Source organism: Brevundimonas fluminis (genome assembly GCF_003934285.1).
In the GTDB taxonomy this organism is placed as follows: domain Bacteria; phylum Pseudomonadota; class Alphaproteobacteria; order Caulobacterales; family Caulobacteraceae; genus Brevundimonas; species Brevundimonas fluminis.
This window is the reverse complement of the sequence record NZ_RQWJ01000003.1, coordinates 574957-593382: the sequence shown is the minus strand read 5'-3', so window position 1 is coordinate 593382 and position 18426 is coordinate 574957. Positions and strand designations below refer to the sequence as shown.

Genomic DNA, 18426 nt, shown 5'->3' with positions numbered 1-18426 from the left:
CCCCTACTCCGTCACCTCGTAGCGATAGGTCAGGGTCCGGCTCTCGCCGGGTGGGACGGTCAGCGTCCAGGCGGGCCAGCCGCCGTCGGTGACCGCGCTGCGGACGCTCTGGCGGACGATGCGGAAGCCGGTGTCGTTGAAGTCCTGCGGGGCCAGCTCGACCGTCTCGGCGTCGTCGCCGAAGTTGGTGACCACGACCTCGACCTCGCGCCACCTGGTCGTCAGCGCACGGCGCGTGCGTGCACCGTCTGCGGTGACCCGGGTTCTCACGCGGACGTCCGAGGCGTCGCCCCGCGCCAGCTCGAACGGCAGGCCGACGGGCCGATCGCGGGTTTCGGCCTCACCCGCATAGACGGCACGGCCCTCCGGCGTCAGCTGGCGCAGGCTCCAGTTTCCGCCCGGCAAGGCGATGCCCAGACCGCCGGCTTCGGTGTTGCGCAGGCGGAAGACGACCTGGGGCGTGGATTCGTCGGCCGCTTCACCGGCGTCCATCCCGTAGGCCCCGATCCACTGCCGATTGACGCGGTCGTAGGGAACGTCCTCGCGCTCGAGGAACCGCACCTGCTTGGTCTGGCGCGCCGCGACGGTGGTCGGGGACGGCAGGGTGTAGACCTTGTAGTCGCCCAGCTCGCCCTGTTCGGCGATGCGGCTGCCGGTGACGACGATCTCGTCGGTCGCCCGCATGGCGGCCGGTCGAGGCGGCGCGGGCGGCGACGGCGGGGGCGGCGCCATGACAGGCGGATAGTAGCCGCCGTACATGTCCTTCATGTCCGGATTGACGCCGTTCGTCGTCGTGTCCTGCGGCCAGCAGCCGGGGCGGCGGAGGCGGACGACGGGGTCGACGGGGACGCTGCGGCCGGTGGTCTGGAGGTCGCCGGCGACGACCTGGACCGGGGCATCGGGGAAGGTGGTGCCGCCGAAATTGGCGAGAGTCAGCCAGCCGGTAAGGTCGAGGGTGCGGCCGTCCGGCGACAGGCGGGCGACGTAGTCGGTCGACCACTGCAGCCCGGTCGACAGATAGGCCAGCGTCACCGTGTACCGGCCGGGCGTCAGGCTGCGCGTGCGAATCGACAGGGTCGGCTGGTCGGACAGGCCCTCGGGCACGTCCTCGAAGATCACCCGCTCGATCAGGCCGGAGCAGGACAGGGCCTCGTACTTTCCGTCGATCTCCAGCACGGCACCGGAGCCGCCGGAGCGGACCACGGCGGGGCGCACCTCCTGGCGGCCGTTCGCCGGATTGGTGCGGACCACCTGAACGGTGTCCCCGATCGACTTGTCGAGCAGCGAGCCGGGGGTCAGCAGGTCGAAGTCGGCGTTCTGTTCCAGCACGGCTGAGGGCAGGCCCGCGATCGTCACGCTCTGCGGCACGATGCCGGTCGAGACGCCTTCGAATCGGATCACGGCGTCGCCGGCCGGCACGTCGACCGTGCGCGTCTCGACGATCAGGGCCAGGCCCTCGCGGTCCAGCCGGTTCCACGACTGGCGCGAGCGTTCCATCAGCTCGACGGTGTCGACCGGCCGGTCGCGATAGATGACGACGGTGGCCGTGTCGGCCCTCTCCGACGTGGAGACCGTCTGGGCGAGCGCGGGCGCGGCCAGCAGGCTGAACACCGCCGTCGCCGCCAAAAGGGCGGCGCGCATCTCAGCCGCCCGTCTCGATGGTGGCGGTCAGCTTGACCTCACCGTTGGCGGGCACCTGCACCTTCCAGACGACGGTGCGGGAATCCTCCAGCACGCCGGGATGGCTTTGCTCCTGAATCTCGGTGTCGCGGCCGAGGCCGCCCTGACGCACCTCGATGGTGACGGGCTCAGGTCTGGCATTGCGCAGGGTGTACTCGACCGAGCGGCGCGTGCGGAAATAGTCGACGATCCGCGTGGAGACCCGCTCTTCGGACACCAGACGCGGCTGGACCGTGACGTCGAACGCCTCGCCGGTGGTGATGGCCAGGTCGGAACCGGCGGGGGTGTGGCTGATCGAGTCTTCGCCGATGAAGCGCGGCTCGCCCGAGGCGTCGTTGATGTAGACGCGGATGGTGCCGGCCGGCAGCGACCGGTTCTGCCCGTTCATCGGGCCGTTGGCGAAGAGGTAGGCCACCTCGACCGCCTGCGGCTGGGCCGAGGTGGTGAAGCCGTAGATCTCCCACAGATAGCGCTTGGTGGTGGCCACGCCGGAGACGTCCAGCAGGCCGACCTGCTTGTTCTGGTTGTTGGCGACGGTCACACGCTCGGGCAGCGGATAGACGTAGTAGTCGCCCAGCGACTGGTCGTCCGAGGCGGCGACGCCATTGCCGCGGTAGTTCGCGCCCGCCGACACGTCGCCGGCCACCACGCGGGTCTCGGCGTCGGTGAAGGTGGCTCCGGAGCGGTTCGAGATCGTCACCCAGCCGACGAGGTCCAGGGTCGAGGCCCGCTCGTCCACGCGCATGACGTAGTCGGCGGTCCAGCTGAGACCTGAAGTCAGATAGGTCAGGGTCACGTCGCGGCGGCCGCCGCCCTCGGCGTCCAGGGTGACGCTGAGCGTCGGGCGCGGGCGCAGGTTGGCCGGCACCTCGTCGAAGATGACGCGGGTCGGGACGCCGTCGTCGCGCAGCACCTCGACGTTTCCGCCGATGCGCAGGACCACGCCCTCGTTGGCGGCCAGCACGGTGGCGCGCTGCGTCTCCTCGCGGCCGGTACCAGGGTTGATGCGGACGAGGCCGATCTCCTGTCCCACCGCGCTCTGCATCAGCTTGTCGGGGGTCAGCAGGTCATAGTCGAAGTTCTGCTCCACCACTTCGAGCCCGCGGCCGGACAGACTGACGGTCTCCGGCCGGATGGAGGCCGAGACTCCCGGGAACTCCTGCCGCGACCGACCGGCGGGGATGCTGAGGCCGCGCACGTCCTCCACGAGGGTCACGTTGCCCTGATAGATGGTAAGGTCGACGCGCTCGGGCCCGCCGGGCCGGGTGTCGATCTGTGCTTCCTGGGCGGCCGCCGCGCCCGCCATCAGCGCGAAGGCGGCGCCCGCCAGCAAGGTCCGTCGCATCATCATCCCCGTCACTCCCACTGCTTGCGAAGCGTCACCGTCCCACGCGTTTCCCGCGAAGTCGAGGCACCCGCGACCGCCGGACCCGTCGTCCGTCGAGCCAACGTAGACCCGGGGACGCGCGGCGCAGCCCTACGGAACCTGATCGGGGCTCACTGAAGCTGATTGGTCATCCATGCGCATTGACGGGGACCCTTCCGGGCGCAAGCTTCGCCGCAAGGGAGAGCGGACATGAAGACACTTCTGATCGCGAGTCTGGCGGCAGGCTTGCTCGGCAGCGCCGGCACTGCGGCGGCGCAGCCGGCGTCGGAATTGAACGGCACATATCTTTTCGGATCGCCGATGACCCGTCTGAACAGCGGCGCGCTGGGCCAGCTGTCCGGCGTGATGGAGGTCCGGCCCAACGGAGAGGGCCGCTATCACGTGTCGCTGTCGACCATCGAGCGGATCGACGACGGCGCCACGCAGAGGCGATCATGGTCGCTGCAGTCCTGCGACGGCCGGAATGACGGGAACGACGTCGTTCTGACGTGCGAACTGCTGAACGGGACCCCGGGCTATGTGGCGGACAACTTCCGGCTTCGTTACGCGGAATGGATTCGATGGGAGGGAGAGCTGATCTCGGCCGACACCTATCGCATCGACATGTTCTACCACTCGCGATGACGACGGCGGATTTGCTCGCTTCGACGTCACGAGCTAAGCGGGCGCGGTGGACACCCGCGCCTTCCGGAGCCTGACCGCCCTGCAGGCCGTCGCCATCATGGCGGCGACCTTCGCGGTCATGTGGGGCGCGCTGTTCCCGTACGCGGCCCAGGCGGCGGCCCAGCCGGGCATGCCGCTCATCCTGTGCTCGACCGAGGGGCCCAGGACCGTGGTCATCGACCCGGTGACGGGTCAGGTCGAGCAGACGTCGGACGCGCCGTCGTGTCCGGCCTGCGTCCTGCCGCCGCCGGCGGATCTGCCGCCTGCGCCGGAAGCGCCCGCCCCGCCGGTCCTGACGCCCGCCGTCCTGCCCGCGCCGGTCAGCGACGCCCTTCTCCTGCCGCCCGCCCGTGCCCCGCCGCGGCCGCCGTCGACCGCTCCACCCCACGCCTGAAGACCGCCACGCAAGCCCCGCGCCCGGCCTGAACGCCCGCGCGGCCCCGTGACCCTTTCTCTTCGGGACATTCATGACCCCCTCGACTTCCGACGGAGCCCGAGCTCCGTCCTCTCCCATGTCCGGCGCCTATCGCGCCGTCTGGCGCTGGCATTTCTATGCCGGACTGCTGGTGCTGCCGTTCCTGATGCTGATGGCGCTGACGGGCGGGATCTATCTCTTCAAGGCCGAGATCGACGACTTGCAGACGCGGTCGGTGGCGGCGATCCCCCCGGGGGCGGCGACCAGCCGACCGGCCGACTGGATCGCGGCCGCCACGGCGGCCGTGCCGGGACGCGCGGCGACGGTGCTGGTCCCGGATCGCCCGGATCGCGCGGTGCAGGTCACGGTCGAGCGGCCTGATGGAGTCCGGCGCGTGGTCTTCGTCGATCCGGCGGACGCCCGGGTTACCGGCGACCGCGCCGTGGGCGGCGTCTCGGAGACCGTGAAGCGCATCCACTCCCTGGCCATCGCGGGTCCCGGCATGAACCTGATCGTCGAGATCGTCGCGGGGTGGGCGATGATCCTGGTCGCCACGGGCGTCTTCCTGTGGTGGCCGCGAAGGCACGACGCGGGCGTCGTCACGGTCAAGGCCAGAGCGGGCCGGCCCTTCTGGCGCGACCTTCATGCGGTGACCGGGCTGTATGCGGGCGGGGTGATCTTCTTCCTCGCCTTCACCGGCATGCCGTGGTCGGCGGTCTGGGGCGACGGCTTCCTGACACTGGTCAATCAGGCGGGGCTGGGCCGACCGCCGGCGCCCGCGGCGCAGGACTGGCTGCACGCCGAGCATGACGATGCGCCGCCCGACGCGGGCTGGGCCTTGGGATCCACCACGCTGCACGCCGCGCCCGGCCCGGTCGACCTGACCGCCGTGGTGGCTTCGGTCGAGACCGCCGGACTGGCACGTCCCTATCTGATCGGCGTGCCGGCCTCGCCGGATCGCGCCGTCACCGCCGCCGTGGAAAACCGGGCGGCCGAGGACGCGCGGGTGATCTATCTGACCCCCGGCGGACGGGTTCTGACCGACGTGAAGGCCGACCAGTTCGGCGTCGGAGCCCGCGCCTTCGAGTGGGGCATCGCCGTGCATGAGGGTCGCCAGTACGGCCGGATCAACCGCTGGATCATGCTGGCGGCCTGCGTCGCCGTATGGGTGCTGGCAATCTCGGCGCTGATGATGTGGTGGCGGCGACGGCCGAACGGGCGCCTCGGCGCGCCCACCGCCCCACCGGGACCGCGCGTTCGTGCCGCGGTGCTGGGGATCGTCATTCCTTTCTGCGTCATCTATCCCCTGACCGGGCTGAGCCTGCTGGTGGCGCTGGTCGCCGACCGCCTCTGGACCCTGACCCGAAGGAGGGCCTCCACGTGAGGAAGATCACCTTGATGCTGGCCCTGCCGCTGCTCCTGGGCGGCTGCGGGGATCCGTCCTCGTCGGCGCGTTCGGCCCAGTCGCGCGACGGGAACACGGTCGGGGTGGAGGTCACCGACGCCTGGTGCCGCGCGACGCCTAACGGGGCGCGAACCGGGGCCTGCTATGCAAGCTTCCGGGCGGTCGGCGCGAACGACAGGCTCGTCTCCGTCAACAGCTCCGCCGCGACCGCCGCGGAGGTGCACGACATGGAGGAACGCGACGGCATGATGCGCATGACGCCGCTGCCGCAGGGCTTGCCGCTGGCGGAGGGTCGAACGGTAGAACTGAAACCCGGCGCGACGCACATCATGTTGACGGGCCTGACCTCGCCGCTGCAGACCGGCGAACAGGCGCCGATGATCCTGACCTTCGAAAGCGGGCGGACGCTGGAGCTGCTCGTCCCGGTTCGGGCGGGCGCCGACGGGTGATGCGGGACTGACAGGGGGACGCGAACCGGCTAAAGGCTCGCCCTCCCTTCTTCCCCCAAGAGCGCCATGGCCCTGAAAGTCGCGATCGTCGGCCTGCCCAACGTCGGCAAGTCCACCCTGTTCAACGCCCTGACCAAGACGGCGGCGGCGCAGGCCGCCAACTATCCGTTCTGCACCATCGAGCCGAACACCGGCGACGTCGCCGTGCCCGAGCCGCGCCTGAAGGTGCTGGCCGAGATCGCGGGGTCGAAGGAGATCATCCCGGCGCGCATCACCTTCGTGGACGTGGCCGGACTGGTGCGGGGCGCGTCGAAGGGCGAGGGGCTGGGCAACCAGTTCCTGGCCAACATCCGCGACTGCGACGCCGTGGCCTTCGTCGCCCGCTGCTTCATCGACGACGACATCACCCACGTCGAGGACCGCATCGACCCGGTCGCCGATCTGGAGATCATCGAGACCGAGCTGATGCTGGCCGACATGGAGAGCCTGGAGCGCCGGCGCGTGCAGATGGAGAAGCGCGCCAAGGGCGGCGACAAGGAGAGCCAGCAGTCGCTGCGCCTGGTCGACCTCGCGCTGGCCCAGCTCAACGCCGGCAAGCCCGCGCGCACGGCGGAGGTGTCGAAGGAGGACAGGAAGGCTTGGGACATGCTGCAGCTGCTGACGGCCTTGCCGGCGCTCTATGTCGCCAACGTCGACGAAGCGTCTGCCGACAAGGGGAACGAACTCTCCGACAAGGTCGCCGAGCGGGCCCGCGCGGACGGCGCCAACACCGTGGTGATCTCGGCCAAGATCGACAGCGAGCTGGCGGTGCTGGACGAGGCGGAGCAGATGGAGTTCCTGCAGGAACTCGGCCTGGCCGAGCCGGGGCTGAACCGGCTGATCCGGGAAGCCTATGCCTTGCTGGGCCTGCAGTCCTATTTCACTGTGGGACCCAAGGAAGCCCGCGCGTGGACCATCCACGTCGGCGACACCGCCCCGCAAGCCGCGGGCGTGATCCACACCGACTTCGAGAAGGGCTTCATCCGCGCCGAGACCATCGCCTACGACGACTACGTCGCCCTGAGGGGAGAGGCCCGGGCGCGGGAGGCGGGCAAGCTGCGGGCCGAGGGCAAGAGCTACGTCGTCAAGGACGGCGACGTCATGAACTTTCTGTTCAGCTGACGGCTCAGCCCGTCGGTTCGGGCGCGGCGACGGGCGGCTGGGCCGGAATCGGGACAGGCCCCGGCTGAGGCGCCTGACAGCGCACGAAGTCCGTCGAGGTCGATCCGGCGCGATCCAGCCAGCTGAGCGTCAGGCGGTCGTCGGCGACGCGCATCCGCACGCGCTCCTGCGTCGTCGTGCCCTCTGCAGTGCAATCCAGCACCGCCTCATAGGCCGTGTTGACCTGCTGCACCCCGGAGATCCGGCAGCTGTTCTCGTAGCCTTCGAACGTGGTCGTGGTGATGCGGATCGGACGTTCCGGGCCGGTCGTGGCGCCGCACCACTCCGCCCGCGCGGCCCAGGCCCCGACGAAGTTGCCGGCGTCCGGACCGGGCGTCGAGGTCTCGCCGTCGACCGGCGGGACCGGCGCGGGGTCGGCCGGAGCCGAGGGCTGCTCGCCGGGCGAGCAGGCGGCGACGGCGAACCAGGCGGACAGGATGAGGAGGCGGGTCATGGCGCGACAACGCGTCGCCCCGACGATGGGTCCGCCGAAGATCTAAATTGCGATTGATCCTGATAATCGTTCGCAGTAATTGCCGCTCCGCTGTGATCCACTTTCGGGGCGCCCACATGAGAATCCGTCTTCTGACCACCACCGCCTCACTGGCCATGACGGTCCTCCCCGGCGTCGCGCTGGCCCAGGCGCAGGAACCGCCGGTCACGGAGGTGGCGCCGATCACCGTCAGCGCCACGCGCACCGCCATCCGGGTCGACGAGGCCCCCGCCACGGTCAGCGTCATCACGGCGCGCGAGATCGAGGCGAACCTGTACACCGACATCAAGGACCTGGTCCGGTTCGAGCCGGGCGTCAGCGTGGTCAGCCAGCCGGCCCGGTTCGGCGCGGCGCTGGGGACCACGGGTCGGGCGGGCAATGAGGGCTTCACCATCCGCGGGCTGGGCGGCGACCGCGTGCTGCAGGTCGTGGACGGCGTGCGCATGGCCGACGGATTCGTCTTCGGCGCCCAGAGCGTGGGCCGCGGCGGCTATGCCGATCTGGAGCTGATGAAGTCGGTGGAGATCCTGCGCGGCCCCGCGTCGGCGCTGTACGGCTCGGACGGCGTTGCCGGGGCGGTGGTGTTCACGACGAAGGATCCGTCCGACCTGCTGGTGAGCGGGCGCGACGTCGCGGTGCGCGGGCGGCTGGGCTACAATTCGGCGGACGACGGGCGGACGTACGGCCTGTCGACGGCGGGCCGCATCGGCGCCTTTTCAGGACTGATCGCGTACACGACGCGCGACGCCTCGGAGACCGAAACGGCCGGCACGAACGACGTCGAGGGCGCGCTGCGCACCACGGCCAACCCTCAGGACCTGTCTTCGGAGTCGCTGCTGGCCAAGGCGGTCTGGGACGTGGCGCCGGGGCACCGGCTGCGGCTGACCTACGACGCCCATGAGTCCGACGTCTCGGCGAACGTGCTGAGCGGCCGCAGCGCCTCGGTGCTGGACCTGCGCGCGGACGATGAGACCCGGCGCGAACGGGTCGCGGCGGACTGGCGGTTCGACGGCGTCCTGGGTCTCGATCGCGGGCAGGTCACGGCCTATCGCCAGACGTCGGAGACGCGGCAGTTCACCTTCGAGGACCGCACCCCGGCGTTGGACCGCACGCGGGACAACCGCTTCGACAACGAGGTGATCGGGTTCGGGGCCGAAGCGGTCAGGACCCTGGACTTCGCCGGAACGACGCATCGCCTGACCTTCGGCGGCGACTGGTCGGAGACGACCCAGATCGGCATCCGCGACGGCACGGTGCCGCCGGCCGGCGAGACCTTTCCCTCCAGCCCGTTCCCGGAGACCGACTATCGCCTGTCGGGACTGTTCGTTCAGGACGAGATCCTGCTGATGGGCGGGAGCCTGCGCATCATCCCGGCGCTGCGGTTCGACTCCTATGAGCTGACGACGACGGCCGACCCGTTGTACTCAGGCGCACGCGCCGATCAGTCCGACGAGCGGCTGTCGCCCAAGCTGGGCGTGGTCTGGTGGGCCAGCGACGCCTTCGGCCTGTTCGGCAGCTATGGCGCGGGCTTCAAGGCGCCCACGCCGTCGCAGGTGAACAACGGCTTTTCCAACCCGGCGTTCGGCTATGTGTCGGTCCCGAACCCTGACTTGGGGCCGGAGACCAGCACCAGCGTGGAGATCGGGGCGCGGTGGCGCGACCTCGATCTGCCGGGCGGTCGTTTGGCCGGGCAGGTCGTGGCGTTCAGGTCCGAATATGAGGACTTCATCAGCCAGCAGGTGGTCTCGGGCTCCTTCACCCCCGCCGACCCGGCCGTCTATCAATTCGTCAACTTCACAGAGGTCGAGGTGTCGGGCGTCGAGGCCCGCGCCGACGTGTTCTGGGACAACGGCTTCCGGGCGCGGTTCTCGGCCGCCTGGGCCGCCGGCGACCAGACCTCGGGCACGACGACCGTGCCGCTGGTCACGATCGACCCGATCAAGCTCGTCGGCGGGCTGGGTTACGACGACCCGGCGGGACTATGGGGCGGCCAGGCCGTCCTGACCTGGTCGGACGCCAAGGACCCGGGAGACCTCGCCGGTCTGGCCTGCGCGCCGGACTGCTACGCCGGCGAGGCGTTCACCCTGCTGGACGTGACCCTCTATCTGAATGTGTCCGACAACGCCGTGCTGCGCGCCGGCCTGTTCAACGTGACGGACGAATCCTACGGCTGGTGGAGCGACGTTCGCGGCCTGTCCGGGACCTCCGCGGTGCTGGACGCATACACCCAGCCGGGCCGCAACCTCAGTGCCTCGCTGACCTTCCGCTACTGATCACTGGCCGAGCGACGTTCGCGCGACTATCGCGAACGCGTCTCATTTTCGAGGTACCGCCATGCGCGCCCTTTTCGTCGCCGCCTTCCTGGCCACCACCGCCCTGCCCGACCTCGCCGCGGCCCAGGCGCCCGCTTCGCAGACGGCGAGACACGCCGCCTATGAGCAGGACCGTCAGGCCATCCTGAGCCAGGTCGGCAACTTCAGCGTCCGCTTCGACATGCGCGAAACGGTCAACTTCGTGGACGGATACGAGCCCTTGGCCCCCAAGACGTCGGGCGGCCACGAGATCGTGCGGGTCGTCTACGACACGGGCGACCGGATCAGCCTGCAGCACATCCTGGTCATGGAGCACGGGGGCAGGACGCACGTGATCAAGCACTGGCGACAGGACTGGGTCTATGAACCGCGGACCGTCCTGACCTATGCCGGACCGAACACCTGGACGCTCACGCTCGTGCCGGAGATCGAGCGCGCGGGCGCCTGGTCGCAGACCGTCTGGCAGACCGACGACAGCCCTCGCTACGGCGGCGTCGGCAAATGGCGCCACGAGAACGGCATGGCGGAATGGGCCTCGGCCCCGTCCTGGCGTCCGGTGGCGCGGCGCGACGCCATCCGCAGTCCGGTCTATGACCGCTACCTCGGCACCAACCGCCACGCCGTGACGCCGTGGGGGTGGGTCCACCTGCAGGACAATCACAAGATGCAGTCGGCGCAGGGGGGCGAGGGCGGACTTACCGTCGTGGTGCACGAGGACGTGGTCAACTCCTATCGCAGGTCCGACGGGTTCGACCCCGGGGCGGGAGACCATTACTGGGCCGCGACGCAGGGCTACTGGGGGGCCGTGCGGGACGCCTGGGATGCGGCGATCGCCCGCGGGAACGGCCTGCGCCTGCAAGAGGAGCCCCAGGCCGGGGCGGTGACGGGACCGGAGCTGATGGATCTGGCCGACAAGGTGCAGGCGGGCGAACTCACCGAAGCCGCGGCCGTCTCCCGGGCGCAGGCGTTGATCGCGGAATCGACCGCGCGTTGAATCTTTCCGCCGGGGGTTGACGTCCCCCGACCCGCTCGTCCAGCGTAAGGGCACTCATCAAGACCGGCTGAGGGATAGGCCCTTTGACGCCGGGGCAACCGACCGGACCCACCCAGGTCCGACACGGTGCCAACTCCTGCGGGGACCCTCAGCCGGTCCGCGAGAGATGAGTGAAGGGACGGCCGCGCTGCGCGGTCCGGCGTCTTCACGGGTTCTCCTCACCGCACGGCGTGCTCGATGAGCGGGACCGTGCGAGACCTTGGCGAGACTTTCTGACATTCACGACTTCGACGTCGCCCTGCCCGGCGGCGGCAGCGTGCGCGCCCGGCTGGCGGGACGGGCGGAAGGCCCGCTGGTGGTGGTGGTCGGCGGCATCTCCGCAGACCGGGCGCCGGCGAGCGGCGCGGCGCGGCGCGGCTGGTGGGACTGGGCCGTCGGGCCCGGCGCTCCGGTGGACGCGGCCCGCTTCGCAGTGCTGGCGATCGACTGGCTGCCGGAAGCGGGCGCCGGGATCGACCGGCCCGTGACGACGCAGGATCAGGCGCGGGCGATCGCGGCGGCGCTGGACGCGCTGGATCGGCCCATCGCGGACGCCTTCGTCGGCGCCTCCTATGGCGGCTGCGTGGGGCTGGCCTTCGCCGAGCTGTTTCCCGAGCGGATCGGGCGGCTGGTGGCGATCTCGGCCCCGCATCGGGCGCATCCGATCGCGACGGCCTGGCGCGGCGTGCAGCGGCGCATTCTGGAGCTGGGTCTGGAGACCGGCCGCACGGACGAGGCGCTGAGTCTGGCGCGCCAGCTGGCCATGACGACCTATCGCACGACCGAAGAGCTGGGCCTGCGCTTCGGCGGCGCCCCCGCGCCCGCCGCGATCGGCGCGCCGCATCCGGTGTGCGACTGGCTGATCGCGCGGGGCGAGGCGCATGCGTCGGGCGCCGACGCGCGGCGGCAGATCGCCCTGAGCGACTCGCTGGACCGGCACGCGGTGGACCCGCAGCGCGTGACCTGCCCCCTGACCGTGGTCGGCTTCACCGACGATCGGCTGGTCCCGATCGACGATCTGCGCGACCTGGCCCGCCGCGCGGCCAACCTGTGCCGTTTCGTCGAGGCCCCCAGCGTGTTCGGCCACGACGCCTTTCTGAAGGAGCGGGAGGTCGTCGGCCGCACGCTTCGTTCCGCCCTGTCTCCCCTCCCCGCCTGTCCGGAGTTCGCCGCATGAGCCAGTCCCCCGAAACCGCCTGCGTCCGCGCGGGCGTCGACAGCGACGCCGCCCACGGCGCGGTCATTCCGCCGATCTGCCTGTCGGCCAATTTCAGCTTCGACGGCCTGGATGGGAAGCGGGCGCACGATTACACGCGCTCGGGCAATCCGACGCGCGACCTGCTGGCCGGGGCGCTGGCCGAGCTGGAGGGCGGAGCCGGCTGCGTGGTGACGTCCAGCGGCATGGCGGCGCTGGATCTGGCGCTGAGCCCGCTGAACCCCGGCGACCTGCTGGTCGCGCCGCACGATCTGTACGGCGGCACTCACCGGCTGCTGTCGGCGCGGGCGCGAAAGGGCCATTTCGACCTGGCCTTCGTCGACCAGGGCGATCCGGAGGCGCTGGACCGGGCCTTCGCGCTTAGGCCGAAACTGGTGCTGATCGAGACGCCGTCCAATCCGCTGATGAGGATCGTCGACGTCGCCGACATCTGTCGCCGCGCCCGGGCGGTCGGCGCGCGGTCGGTGGTGGACAACACCTTCCTGTCGCCCGCGCTGCAGACCCCGATCGCCCTGGGCGCCGACGTGGTGGTGCATTCGACGACCAAGTTCGTGAACGGCCATTCCGACGTGGTCGGCGGCGCGGTGATCAGCGCGGACGCCGAGGTGCACGCCGAGACGGCCTGGTGGGCCAATGCGACGGGCGTGACGGGCGCCCCGTTCGACGCCTGGCTGACGCTGCGGGGGTTGCGCACCCTGTTCGTGCGGGTCGAGCGGCAGCAGGCGAGCGCGCTGGAGATCGCCCGGCGGCTGGAGCGCGCGCCGGGGGTGAAGGCGGCGCACCATCCGGGGCTGGAGAGCCATCCGGGGCACGCGCTGGCGGCGCGGCAGCAGAAAGGGTTCGGCTCCATGCTGAGCGTGGAGCTGGAGGGCGGCATCGCGGCGGTGCGGGCGTTCGTCGAGCCGCTGGGGGTGTTCACCCTGGCGGAGTCGCTGGGCGGGGTGGAGAGCCTGATCGCCCATCCGGCCCTGATGACCCATGCCGCCATGACCCCCGAAGCGCGCAAGACGGCGGGGATCGGCGACGGCCTGATCCGGCTGTCGGTCGGGCTGGAGCATCTCGACGACCTGTGGGCCGACCTGGAGCGCGGGCTGCGGGCGGTGGCCGCGCTGAAGCTGGCGGAGGCGGCGTGATGGGTCTGCTGGAACTGGAGCGCGGCCTCGCGACGAGCACGCGGCCGCTGCGGGTGGCGCTGGCGGGATGCGGCGTGGTGGGCGGCGGTGTGCTGAAGCGCTTGGGCGGGGACGCCCGGTTCGAGGTGGTGGGGGTGCTCGTCAGGGACGCGGGCAAGCCGCGCGACCCGGCGCCCGACGCGCGTCTGCTGGTGACCGATCCCGCGGCGCTGCTGGCGCGGGAGCCGGACGTGCTGGTGGACGCGCTGTCCGACCCGTCGACGGGGCTGGCGCTGACGCGGGCGGCGCTGTCGCGCGGCGTGCACGTGGCGTCGGCGAACAAGCAGGCGGTGGTCGAGGACCTGTTCCCGCTGGCGCGGCAGGCGCATCGTTCGGGCGTGCGGCTGGGCATCGCGGCGTGCGTGGGCGGCGGAGCGCCGATGATCGAGACGGTCCGGGCGGCGCGGGCGCACGCGCCGATCGTGGCGATTGAGGCGGTGCTGAACGGGACGGTGAACTTCCTGCTGAACCGGCTGGCGCAAGGCGCGCCGTTCGCGGCGGCGGTGGCGGAGGCGCAGGCGCTCGGCCTCGCGGAGGCGGATCCGTCGGCCGACCTGTCGGGCCGGGACGCGGCGGCGAAGCTGGCCATCCTGGCGGCCGAGGCGTTCGGTCCGCAGGGGCCGAGGCCGGGCGTGGTGCAGCCGCTGACGGCGGCGTTCACGCCGGGCGGCGCCGTGCGGCAGCTGGCGCGGGCGGCGCCGGACGCGGCGTCGGTGCGGCTGGTCGACGTCGACCACGATCCGCTGTTCGCCGATCTGCCGGGCGAGACCAACGCCTTGAGGGTCACTTGCGCCGACGGACGAATCTTCAGCTGCACCGGCCCGGGCGCCGGCCGCGAGCCGACGACGGACAGCGTGCTGGGCGACCTGCTGGCCCTGCTCTAGTCGGCGGCCACGGCCTCGATCTCGACCAGCCAGCTTTCGTCGAAGATGCCGGTGACGATGACGGTCAGGGCGGGCTGGCGGCCCTGCAGGCGGTCGAGGCGGACGGCGCGGTTCAGGTGGGCGTCCTCGCGGCGGGCGAGGAAGGTCGTGACCTTGACGAGGTTGTCCAGCGTCATGCCCGCGGCGCGCAGCTGGGTCTCCAGATTGTCCCACACCTGCTCGCACTGGCCGCGGAAGTCGTCGGCGAGGCCGCCGTCGGGCCGGGTCGGCACCTGACCGGAGACGAAGAGCCAACGGGTCGCGCCGGTCACCTCGACGGCCTGCGGATACGACCCCTGGACCGGCGGCGAGCCGTCGCCGGTCAGGGGTCGAAGGGTCAGGCTCATTGGCGCGCCGCGTCGGTGCGGGCGCGGACGGCGCCGAACTCGGACGTCGGCTTCCAGCCCGGCCAGTCGGTCGAGTTCGCCAGGTCGAAACCGAGGCGATAGAGCAGCTCGAGGTTCTCGACCGCCGAGCGGAAATCGAGGTTGGGCGACCATTCGTCCGACGGCTGGTGATAATCCGCCTCGAACTTGGCGTCCCAGGCCGCGCGGCCCGCGGCGATCCCGCCCTCGTCCCAGTCGACGCCGTGCCACGGCATCAGGGCCGGCACGCCCGCGCGGGCGAAGGGGAAGTGGTCGGAGCGATAGTAGAAGCCCTGCTCCGGCTGGCGATCGTCGGTGACGTAGCGGCCCTCGGCCGCGGCCAGCACGGCCAGACGGTCCTCGAGGTCGTTCTGGCCCTTGCCGAAGATGGCGACGTCGCGGGTCGGCGGCGACAGCGGCAGCATGTCAATGTTGAGGTCGGCGACCGTCTTCTCCAGAGGATAGACCGGGTCGTCCGCATAGGCGTAGGCGCCCAGCAGGCCCATCTCCTCGGCCGCCATGTGGGCGAAGACGACGGTGCGTTCCGGGCGCGGGCCGGCCGCGAAGGCGCGGGCCACCTCGACCACGCCGACGGTGCCCGAGGCGTTGTCCCAGGCGCCGTTCCAGATCTTGTCCTCACCCTCGGCGTCCGGGTGCTGGGCGGCGCCGCCGACGTGATCCCAGTGGGCCGAATAGACGATGACCTCGTCCGGGCGCTCGGTTCCCTCGATCTTCGCCAGCAGATTATGGGTGACGAGGGTGTTGATGGTCTCGGCGGCCTGGACGTTCAGCTTCACGCCCGGCAGTTCCACCGCCCGGAACGAACCGGAGCCGTAGCTGGCGAACGCGGCGTGATCCAGGCCGGCGGCCATGGCCATGGCGTGCGCGGTGTCCATGTTGATGGAGCCCGTGAACTCCAGATCCGCGGCGCCCGGGGTGAAGGTGCGCTGGCTGGCGTTGCGGCGCGCCGCGCCGGTCCAGGCGGAGTCCGTGGCGGAGACCGGGTTCAGCATGATCAGGCCGACGGCGCCCCGGCGGAAGGCCTGGTCGGCCTTGGCCGAGGTGGAGGCGTGGTGGGTCGTGTACTGGCCGTTGAAGACCTCGCCGTTCGGCTCGCCGGCCATGACGATGACGACCTTGCCGCGGACGTCGAGGTTTCCGTAGTCGTTCCAGTTCCTTTCCGGCGCGTCGATGCCGTAGCCGGCGAACACCAGGCCCGCGCCCTGGACGTTCGCGCGGCCGTCGTTGGTGGCGGCGCGGATCAGGATGTCCTTGCCCGGCTCAAGCGCGTGGGTCGCGCCGTCGGGGCCGGTCCAGCTGACCGTCGCGGCGCCGTCGGGAGTGTAGCGCTTCAGCTCGACGCGCTGCAGCCATTCGCCGTTCGGACCGCCGGGCTGCAGGCCCATGGCCTCGTACTGCGCCTGCAGCCAGGCCAGGGTCATCCGCTCACCCTCCGTGCCGGGATAGCGGCCCTGAAATTCGTCCGCAGAGATGGTGCGAATTCCGTCGGACAGGCGCTGGGCCGAGATTTGCGGCTGCGGCGCGGGCTCGGGCGCCGTGGCGCAGGCGGCGCCGAAAAGAAGGCTGAGCGAGGCGACGCCGGCGAGAAGGCGGGAGGTCATGCAGGGGCTCCGGGGGGCGGGTTTCGTCGGCGCGGACCTTAGCGGGGGCGCGAGACCGCGCAGGTTACGTTTTCGTCATGTGGGATCGGAGCCGACGCCGGGCCGGCAGGGATCGTAGCACCATCCCTTGCGCCGTTTGGTCTCGAGGACCAGACGGATGGCGTCCAATCTCTCGTGAAACAGGGCCATCAGACGCTGCAGTTCCCCGGGGTCTTCAGGCGCCGCCATGGGGGCGCGTCGGGATTGAAATCCCTTTCGCACCACGTTTCAGAACCGGGACGCCCAGGGGAGCCGCCAAGAGCCGTCCGGGCGAAGAGAGTTGCCGAGCCCTCCGCCGCGTGACGACGGAGTTGTAAAGGGCGGGCGGAGCGCCGGGCGCGGAGCCCGGATGCTGTGTGGGTTCACCGTTTCGGCTTCGCGTGACGCTCCGCGCGGTCCGTCTGATCGAAAGCCGTCCGGAACGACCCGCAGGTCACCGCATGGGGCCGCTGCTTCGCGACTGACGGACGCGCCTTCGGCGGGCGGGCGGGAGACTTGCGAACCCCGGCCCCGGACCCGGTCCTTCCCGTGAACCGGCATGACCGCCGCCCTCCCCTGAGGAGGAGGGAGAGGATCACGTCCTACTTCATCCGCCAGGTCGCGCCGTCGGGGCCGTCCATGACGACGACGTTCAGGGCGTTCAGGCGATCGCGGATGCGGTCGGCGGCGGGCCAGTCCCGGGCCGCGCGGGCCGTGGCGCGGTCCCGCAGCAGCTGCTCCACCTCCGCGCGCAGGGCGTCGTCGACCTCCCCTTCCAGCCAGGCGGCGGGATCGGATTGCAGGACGCCCAGCAGGTCGGCGGCGGCCATCAGCCGGCCCTTGGCGGCGGCGACGGCCGCGTGATCGCCCGAGGTCATGCCGCGCTCGATCTCGCTGGACAGGGCGAACAGGGTCGACATGGCGCCGGGTGTGTTCAGGTCGTCCTGGATGGACTTCAGGAAGTCAGCCGGCGGTTCGTCGCCGTCCGCCTCGACGGCCGCGGCGCGATGCAAGGCGCCGTAGAGGCGGTCGAGGTTCTTCTTCGACTGGTCCAGCAATGACTGGTTCCAGTCCAGAGGCTGACGGTAGTGGGCGGACAGCAAAGCCCAGCGCACGACCTCGCCCGGGATCGACCGCACCAGGTCGTGCAGCAGCAGGACGTTGCCGATCGACTTGGACATCTTCTCGGCGTCCACGGTCAGGAAGCCATTGTGCATCCAGTACCGGGCGTACTGGTCGTGCGCGTCGGGGCCATGGGCGTGCCCGTGGGCGCAGACGCCCTGGGCGATCTCGTTCTCATGGTGCGGGAAGACGAGGTCGATGCCGCCGCCGTGGACGTCGATCGGCAGACCCAGGTTCTCCTCGATCATGGCCGAGCATTCGATGTGCCAGCCGGGGCGGCCGTCGCCCCACGGGCTGGGCCAGGACGGCTCGGCCTCTTTCGACGGCTTCCACAGGACGAAGTCGTGGGGGTTCTTCTTGTAGGGCGCGACCTCGACGCGCGCGCCGGCGATCATGTCGTCGAGGTTGCGGCCCGACAGACGGCCGTATTCCGAATAGCTGGAGACGTCGAACAGGACGTGGCCCTCGGCGGCGTAGGCGCAGCCGGCGTCGACGATGGCGGCGATCTGCCTCACGATCGCGTCCATGTGGTCGGTGACGTGCGGGGCAAGGTCCGGCGGGGCGACGTTCAGGCGCGCCATGTCCTCGAGATAGTGCGCCTCGTACTTCGCCGTGATCTCGCCGATCGGGACGCCGAGAGCGGCGGCGCGCTGGTTGATCTTGTCGTCGACGTCCGTGACGTTGCGGGCGTAGATCACCTTGTCGGCCCCGTACTCACGGCGCAGCAGGCGGACCAGCACGTCGAAAACCACCGGCGGGCGGGCGTTGCCGATGTGGGCGTGGTCATAGACCGTCGGGCCGCAGACGTAGAGCGTCACCCGGTTCGGGTCGCGCGGTTCGAAGACGCGCTTTTCGCGATGCAGGGTGTCGTACAGGACCAGCGACATATTGTTGCGACGTTCGTGGGTTTTCTTGCAGGACCGAGGGGGTCGCCCATATAGCGGTCAAGCG

16 protein-coding genes and 1 riboswitch are annotated in these 18426 nt (G+C 70.8%); of the genes, 10 read left to right on the top strand and 6 right to left on the bottom strand.

Annotated features, from left to right (window positions below; translation table 11 throughout):
• Positions 1-3: 3 nt before the first annotated feature.
• Both EFJ44_RS07880 and EFJ44_RS07875 read right to left on the bottom strand, forming a co-directional pair.
• The gene (locus EFJ44_RS07880) at positions 4-1641 is read right to left on the bottom strand and encodes a DUF4139 domain-containing protein (RefSeq protein WP_125256636.1); all 1638 of its coding nucleotides are present in this window, start codon (positions 1639-1641) and stop codon (positions 4-6) included.
• 1 nt (position 1642) lies between these two features.
• Positions 1643-3031 carry a DUF4139 domain-containing protein gene (locus tag EFJ44_RS07875; RefSeq protein ID WP_338142280.1) on the bottom strand — a complete coding sequence of 463 codons (1389 nt, stop codon included), beginning with the start codon at positions 3029-3031 and terminating at the stop codon, positions 1643-1645.
• A 225-nt stretch (positions 3032-3256) separates the two neighbouring features.
• Between EFJ44_RS07875 and EFJ44_RS07870 the strand changes: the two genes are divergently transcribed.
• The 5 genes from EFJ44_RS07870 to ychF all read left to right on the top strand — a co-directional run bounded on the left by EFJ44_RS07870 (position 3257) and on the right by ychF (position 7160).
• On the top strand, positions 3257-3691 hold the full coding sequence (locus EFJ44_RS07870) for a hypothetical protein (RefSeq protein WP_125256635.1): 435 nt from the start codon (positions 3257-3259) through the stop codon (positions 3689-3691).
• A gap of 46 nt (positions 3692-3737) precedes the next feature.
• Positions 3738-4124, top strand: coding sequence for a hypothetical protein (locus EFJ44_RS07865; protein WP_241209716.1), 387 nt, complete (start codon positions 3738-3740; stop codon positions 4122-4124).
• Positions 4125-4242: 118 nt separating this feature from the next.
• Positions 4243-5529 (top strand): PepSY-associated TM helix domain-containing protein, encoded by a 1287-nt coding sequence (locus tag EFJ44_RS07860; RefSeq protein WP_241209715.1) that lies wholly within the window; start codon positions 4243-4245, stop codon positions 5527-5529.
• Positions 5526-5999, top strand: coding sequence for a copper chaperone PCu(A)C (locus tag EFJ44_RS07855; RefSeq protein WP_125256633.1), 474 nt, complete (start codon positions 5526-5528; stop codon positions 5997-5999). The genes EFJ44_RS07860 and EFJ44_RS07855 overlap by 4 nt, the downstream gene beginning before the upstream one ends.
• 66 nt (positions 6000-6065) lie before the next feature.
• The gene (gene ychF / locus EFJ44_RS07850) at positions 6066-7160 is read left to right on the top strand and encodes a redox-regulated ATPase YchF (protein ID WP_125256632.1); all 1095 of its coding nucleotides are present in this window, start codon (positions 6066-6068) and stop codon (positions 7158-7160) included.
• Positions 7161-7164: 4 nt separating this feature from the next.
• Here ychF and EFJ44_RS07845 read toward each other — a convergent pair whose 3' ends face one another.
• On the bottom strand, positions 7165-7653 hold the full coding sequence (locus EFJ44_RS07845; RefSeq protein WP_125256631.1) for a hypothetical protein: 489 nt from the start codon (positions 7651-7653) through the stop codon (positions 7165-7167).
• A 116-nt stretch (positions 7654-7769) separates the two neighbouring features.
• Here EFJ44_RS07845 and EFJ44_RS07840 point away from each other — a divergent pair, with 116 nt between their 5' ends.
• From EFJ44_RS07840 to EFJ44_RS07820, 5 genes are all read left to right on the top strand, one after another.
• The gene (locus tag EFJ44_RS07840) at positions 7770-9965 is read left to right on the top strand and encodes a TonB-dependent hemoglobin/transferrin/lactoferrin family receptor (RefSeq protein WP_125256630.1); all 2196 of its coding nucleotides are present in this window, start codon (positions 7770-7772) and stop codon (positions 9963-9965) included.
• A 61-nt stretch (positions 9966-10026) separates the two neighbouring features.
• Entirely contained in the window at positions 10027-10998 is a 972-nt protein-coding gene (locus EFJ44_RS07835; RefSeq protein WP_125256629.1) for a DUF6607 family protein, read from the top strand.
• Positions 10999-11049: 51 nt separating this feature from the next.
• A riboswitch (SAM riboswitch) is annotated at positions 11050-11171 on the top strand.
• An 86-nt stretch (positions 11172-11257) separates the two neighbouring features.
• Positions 11258-12214, top strand: a complete 957-nt coding sequence (gene metX / locus EFJ44_RS07830) for a homoserine O-succinyltransferase MetX (RefSeq protein WP_125256628.1) — start codon at positions 11258-11260, stop codon at positions 12212-12214.
• Positions 12211-13386, top strand: coding sequence for a cystathionine gamma-synthase (gene metB, locus EFJ44_RS07825; RefSeq protein ID WP_125256627.1), 1176 nt, complete (start codon positions 12211-12213; stop codon positions 13384-13386). The genes metX and metB overlap by 4 nt, the downstream gene beginning before the upstream one ends.
• On the top strand, positions 13386-14309 hold the full coding sequence (locus EFJ44_RS07820; RefSeq protein ID WP_125256626.1) for a hypothetical protein: 924 nt from the start codon (positions 13386-13388) through the stop codon (positions 14307-14309). Before metB ends, EFJ44_RS07820 begins: the two co-directional genes overlap by 1 nt.
• On the opposite strand, the gene EFJ44_RS07815 is transcribed toward EFJ44_RS07820, so the two are convergent.
• The 3 genes from EFJ44_RS07815 to cysS form a co-directional block, all read right to left on the bottom strand.
• A complete protein-coding gene (locus tag EFJ44_RS07815; protein WP_125256625.1) occupies positions 14306-14695 on the bottom strand; it encodes a RidA family protein in 390 nt (129 codons plus the stop codon). The genes EFJ44_RS07820 and EFJ44_RS07815 overlap by 4 nt on opposite strands.
• Positions 14692-16335 carry a M28 family peptidase gene (locus tag EFJ44_RS07810; protein WP_125256624.1) on the bottom strand — a complete coding sequence of 548 codons (1644 nt, stop codon included), beginning with the start codon at positions 16333-16335 and terminating at the stop codon, positions 14692-14694. Before EFJ44_RS07810 ends, EFJ44_RS07815 begins: the two co-directional genes overlap by 4 nt.
• Positions 16336-16955: 620 nt before the next feature.
• Positions 16956-18362, bottom strand: coding sequence for a cysteine--tRNA ligase (cysS, locus tag EFJ44_RS07805; RefSeq protein ID WP_125256623.1), 1407 nt, complete (start codon positions 18360-18362; stop codon positions 16956-16958).
• Positions 18363-18426 lie beyond the last annotated feature (64 nt).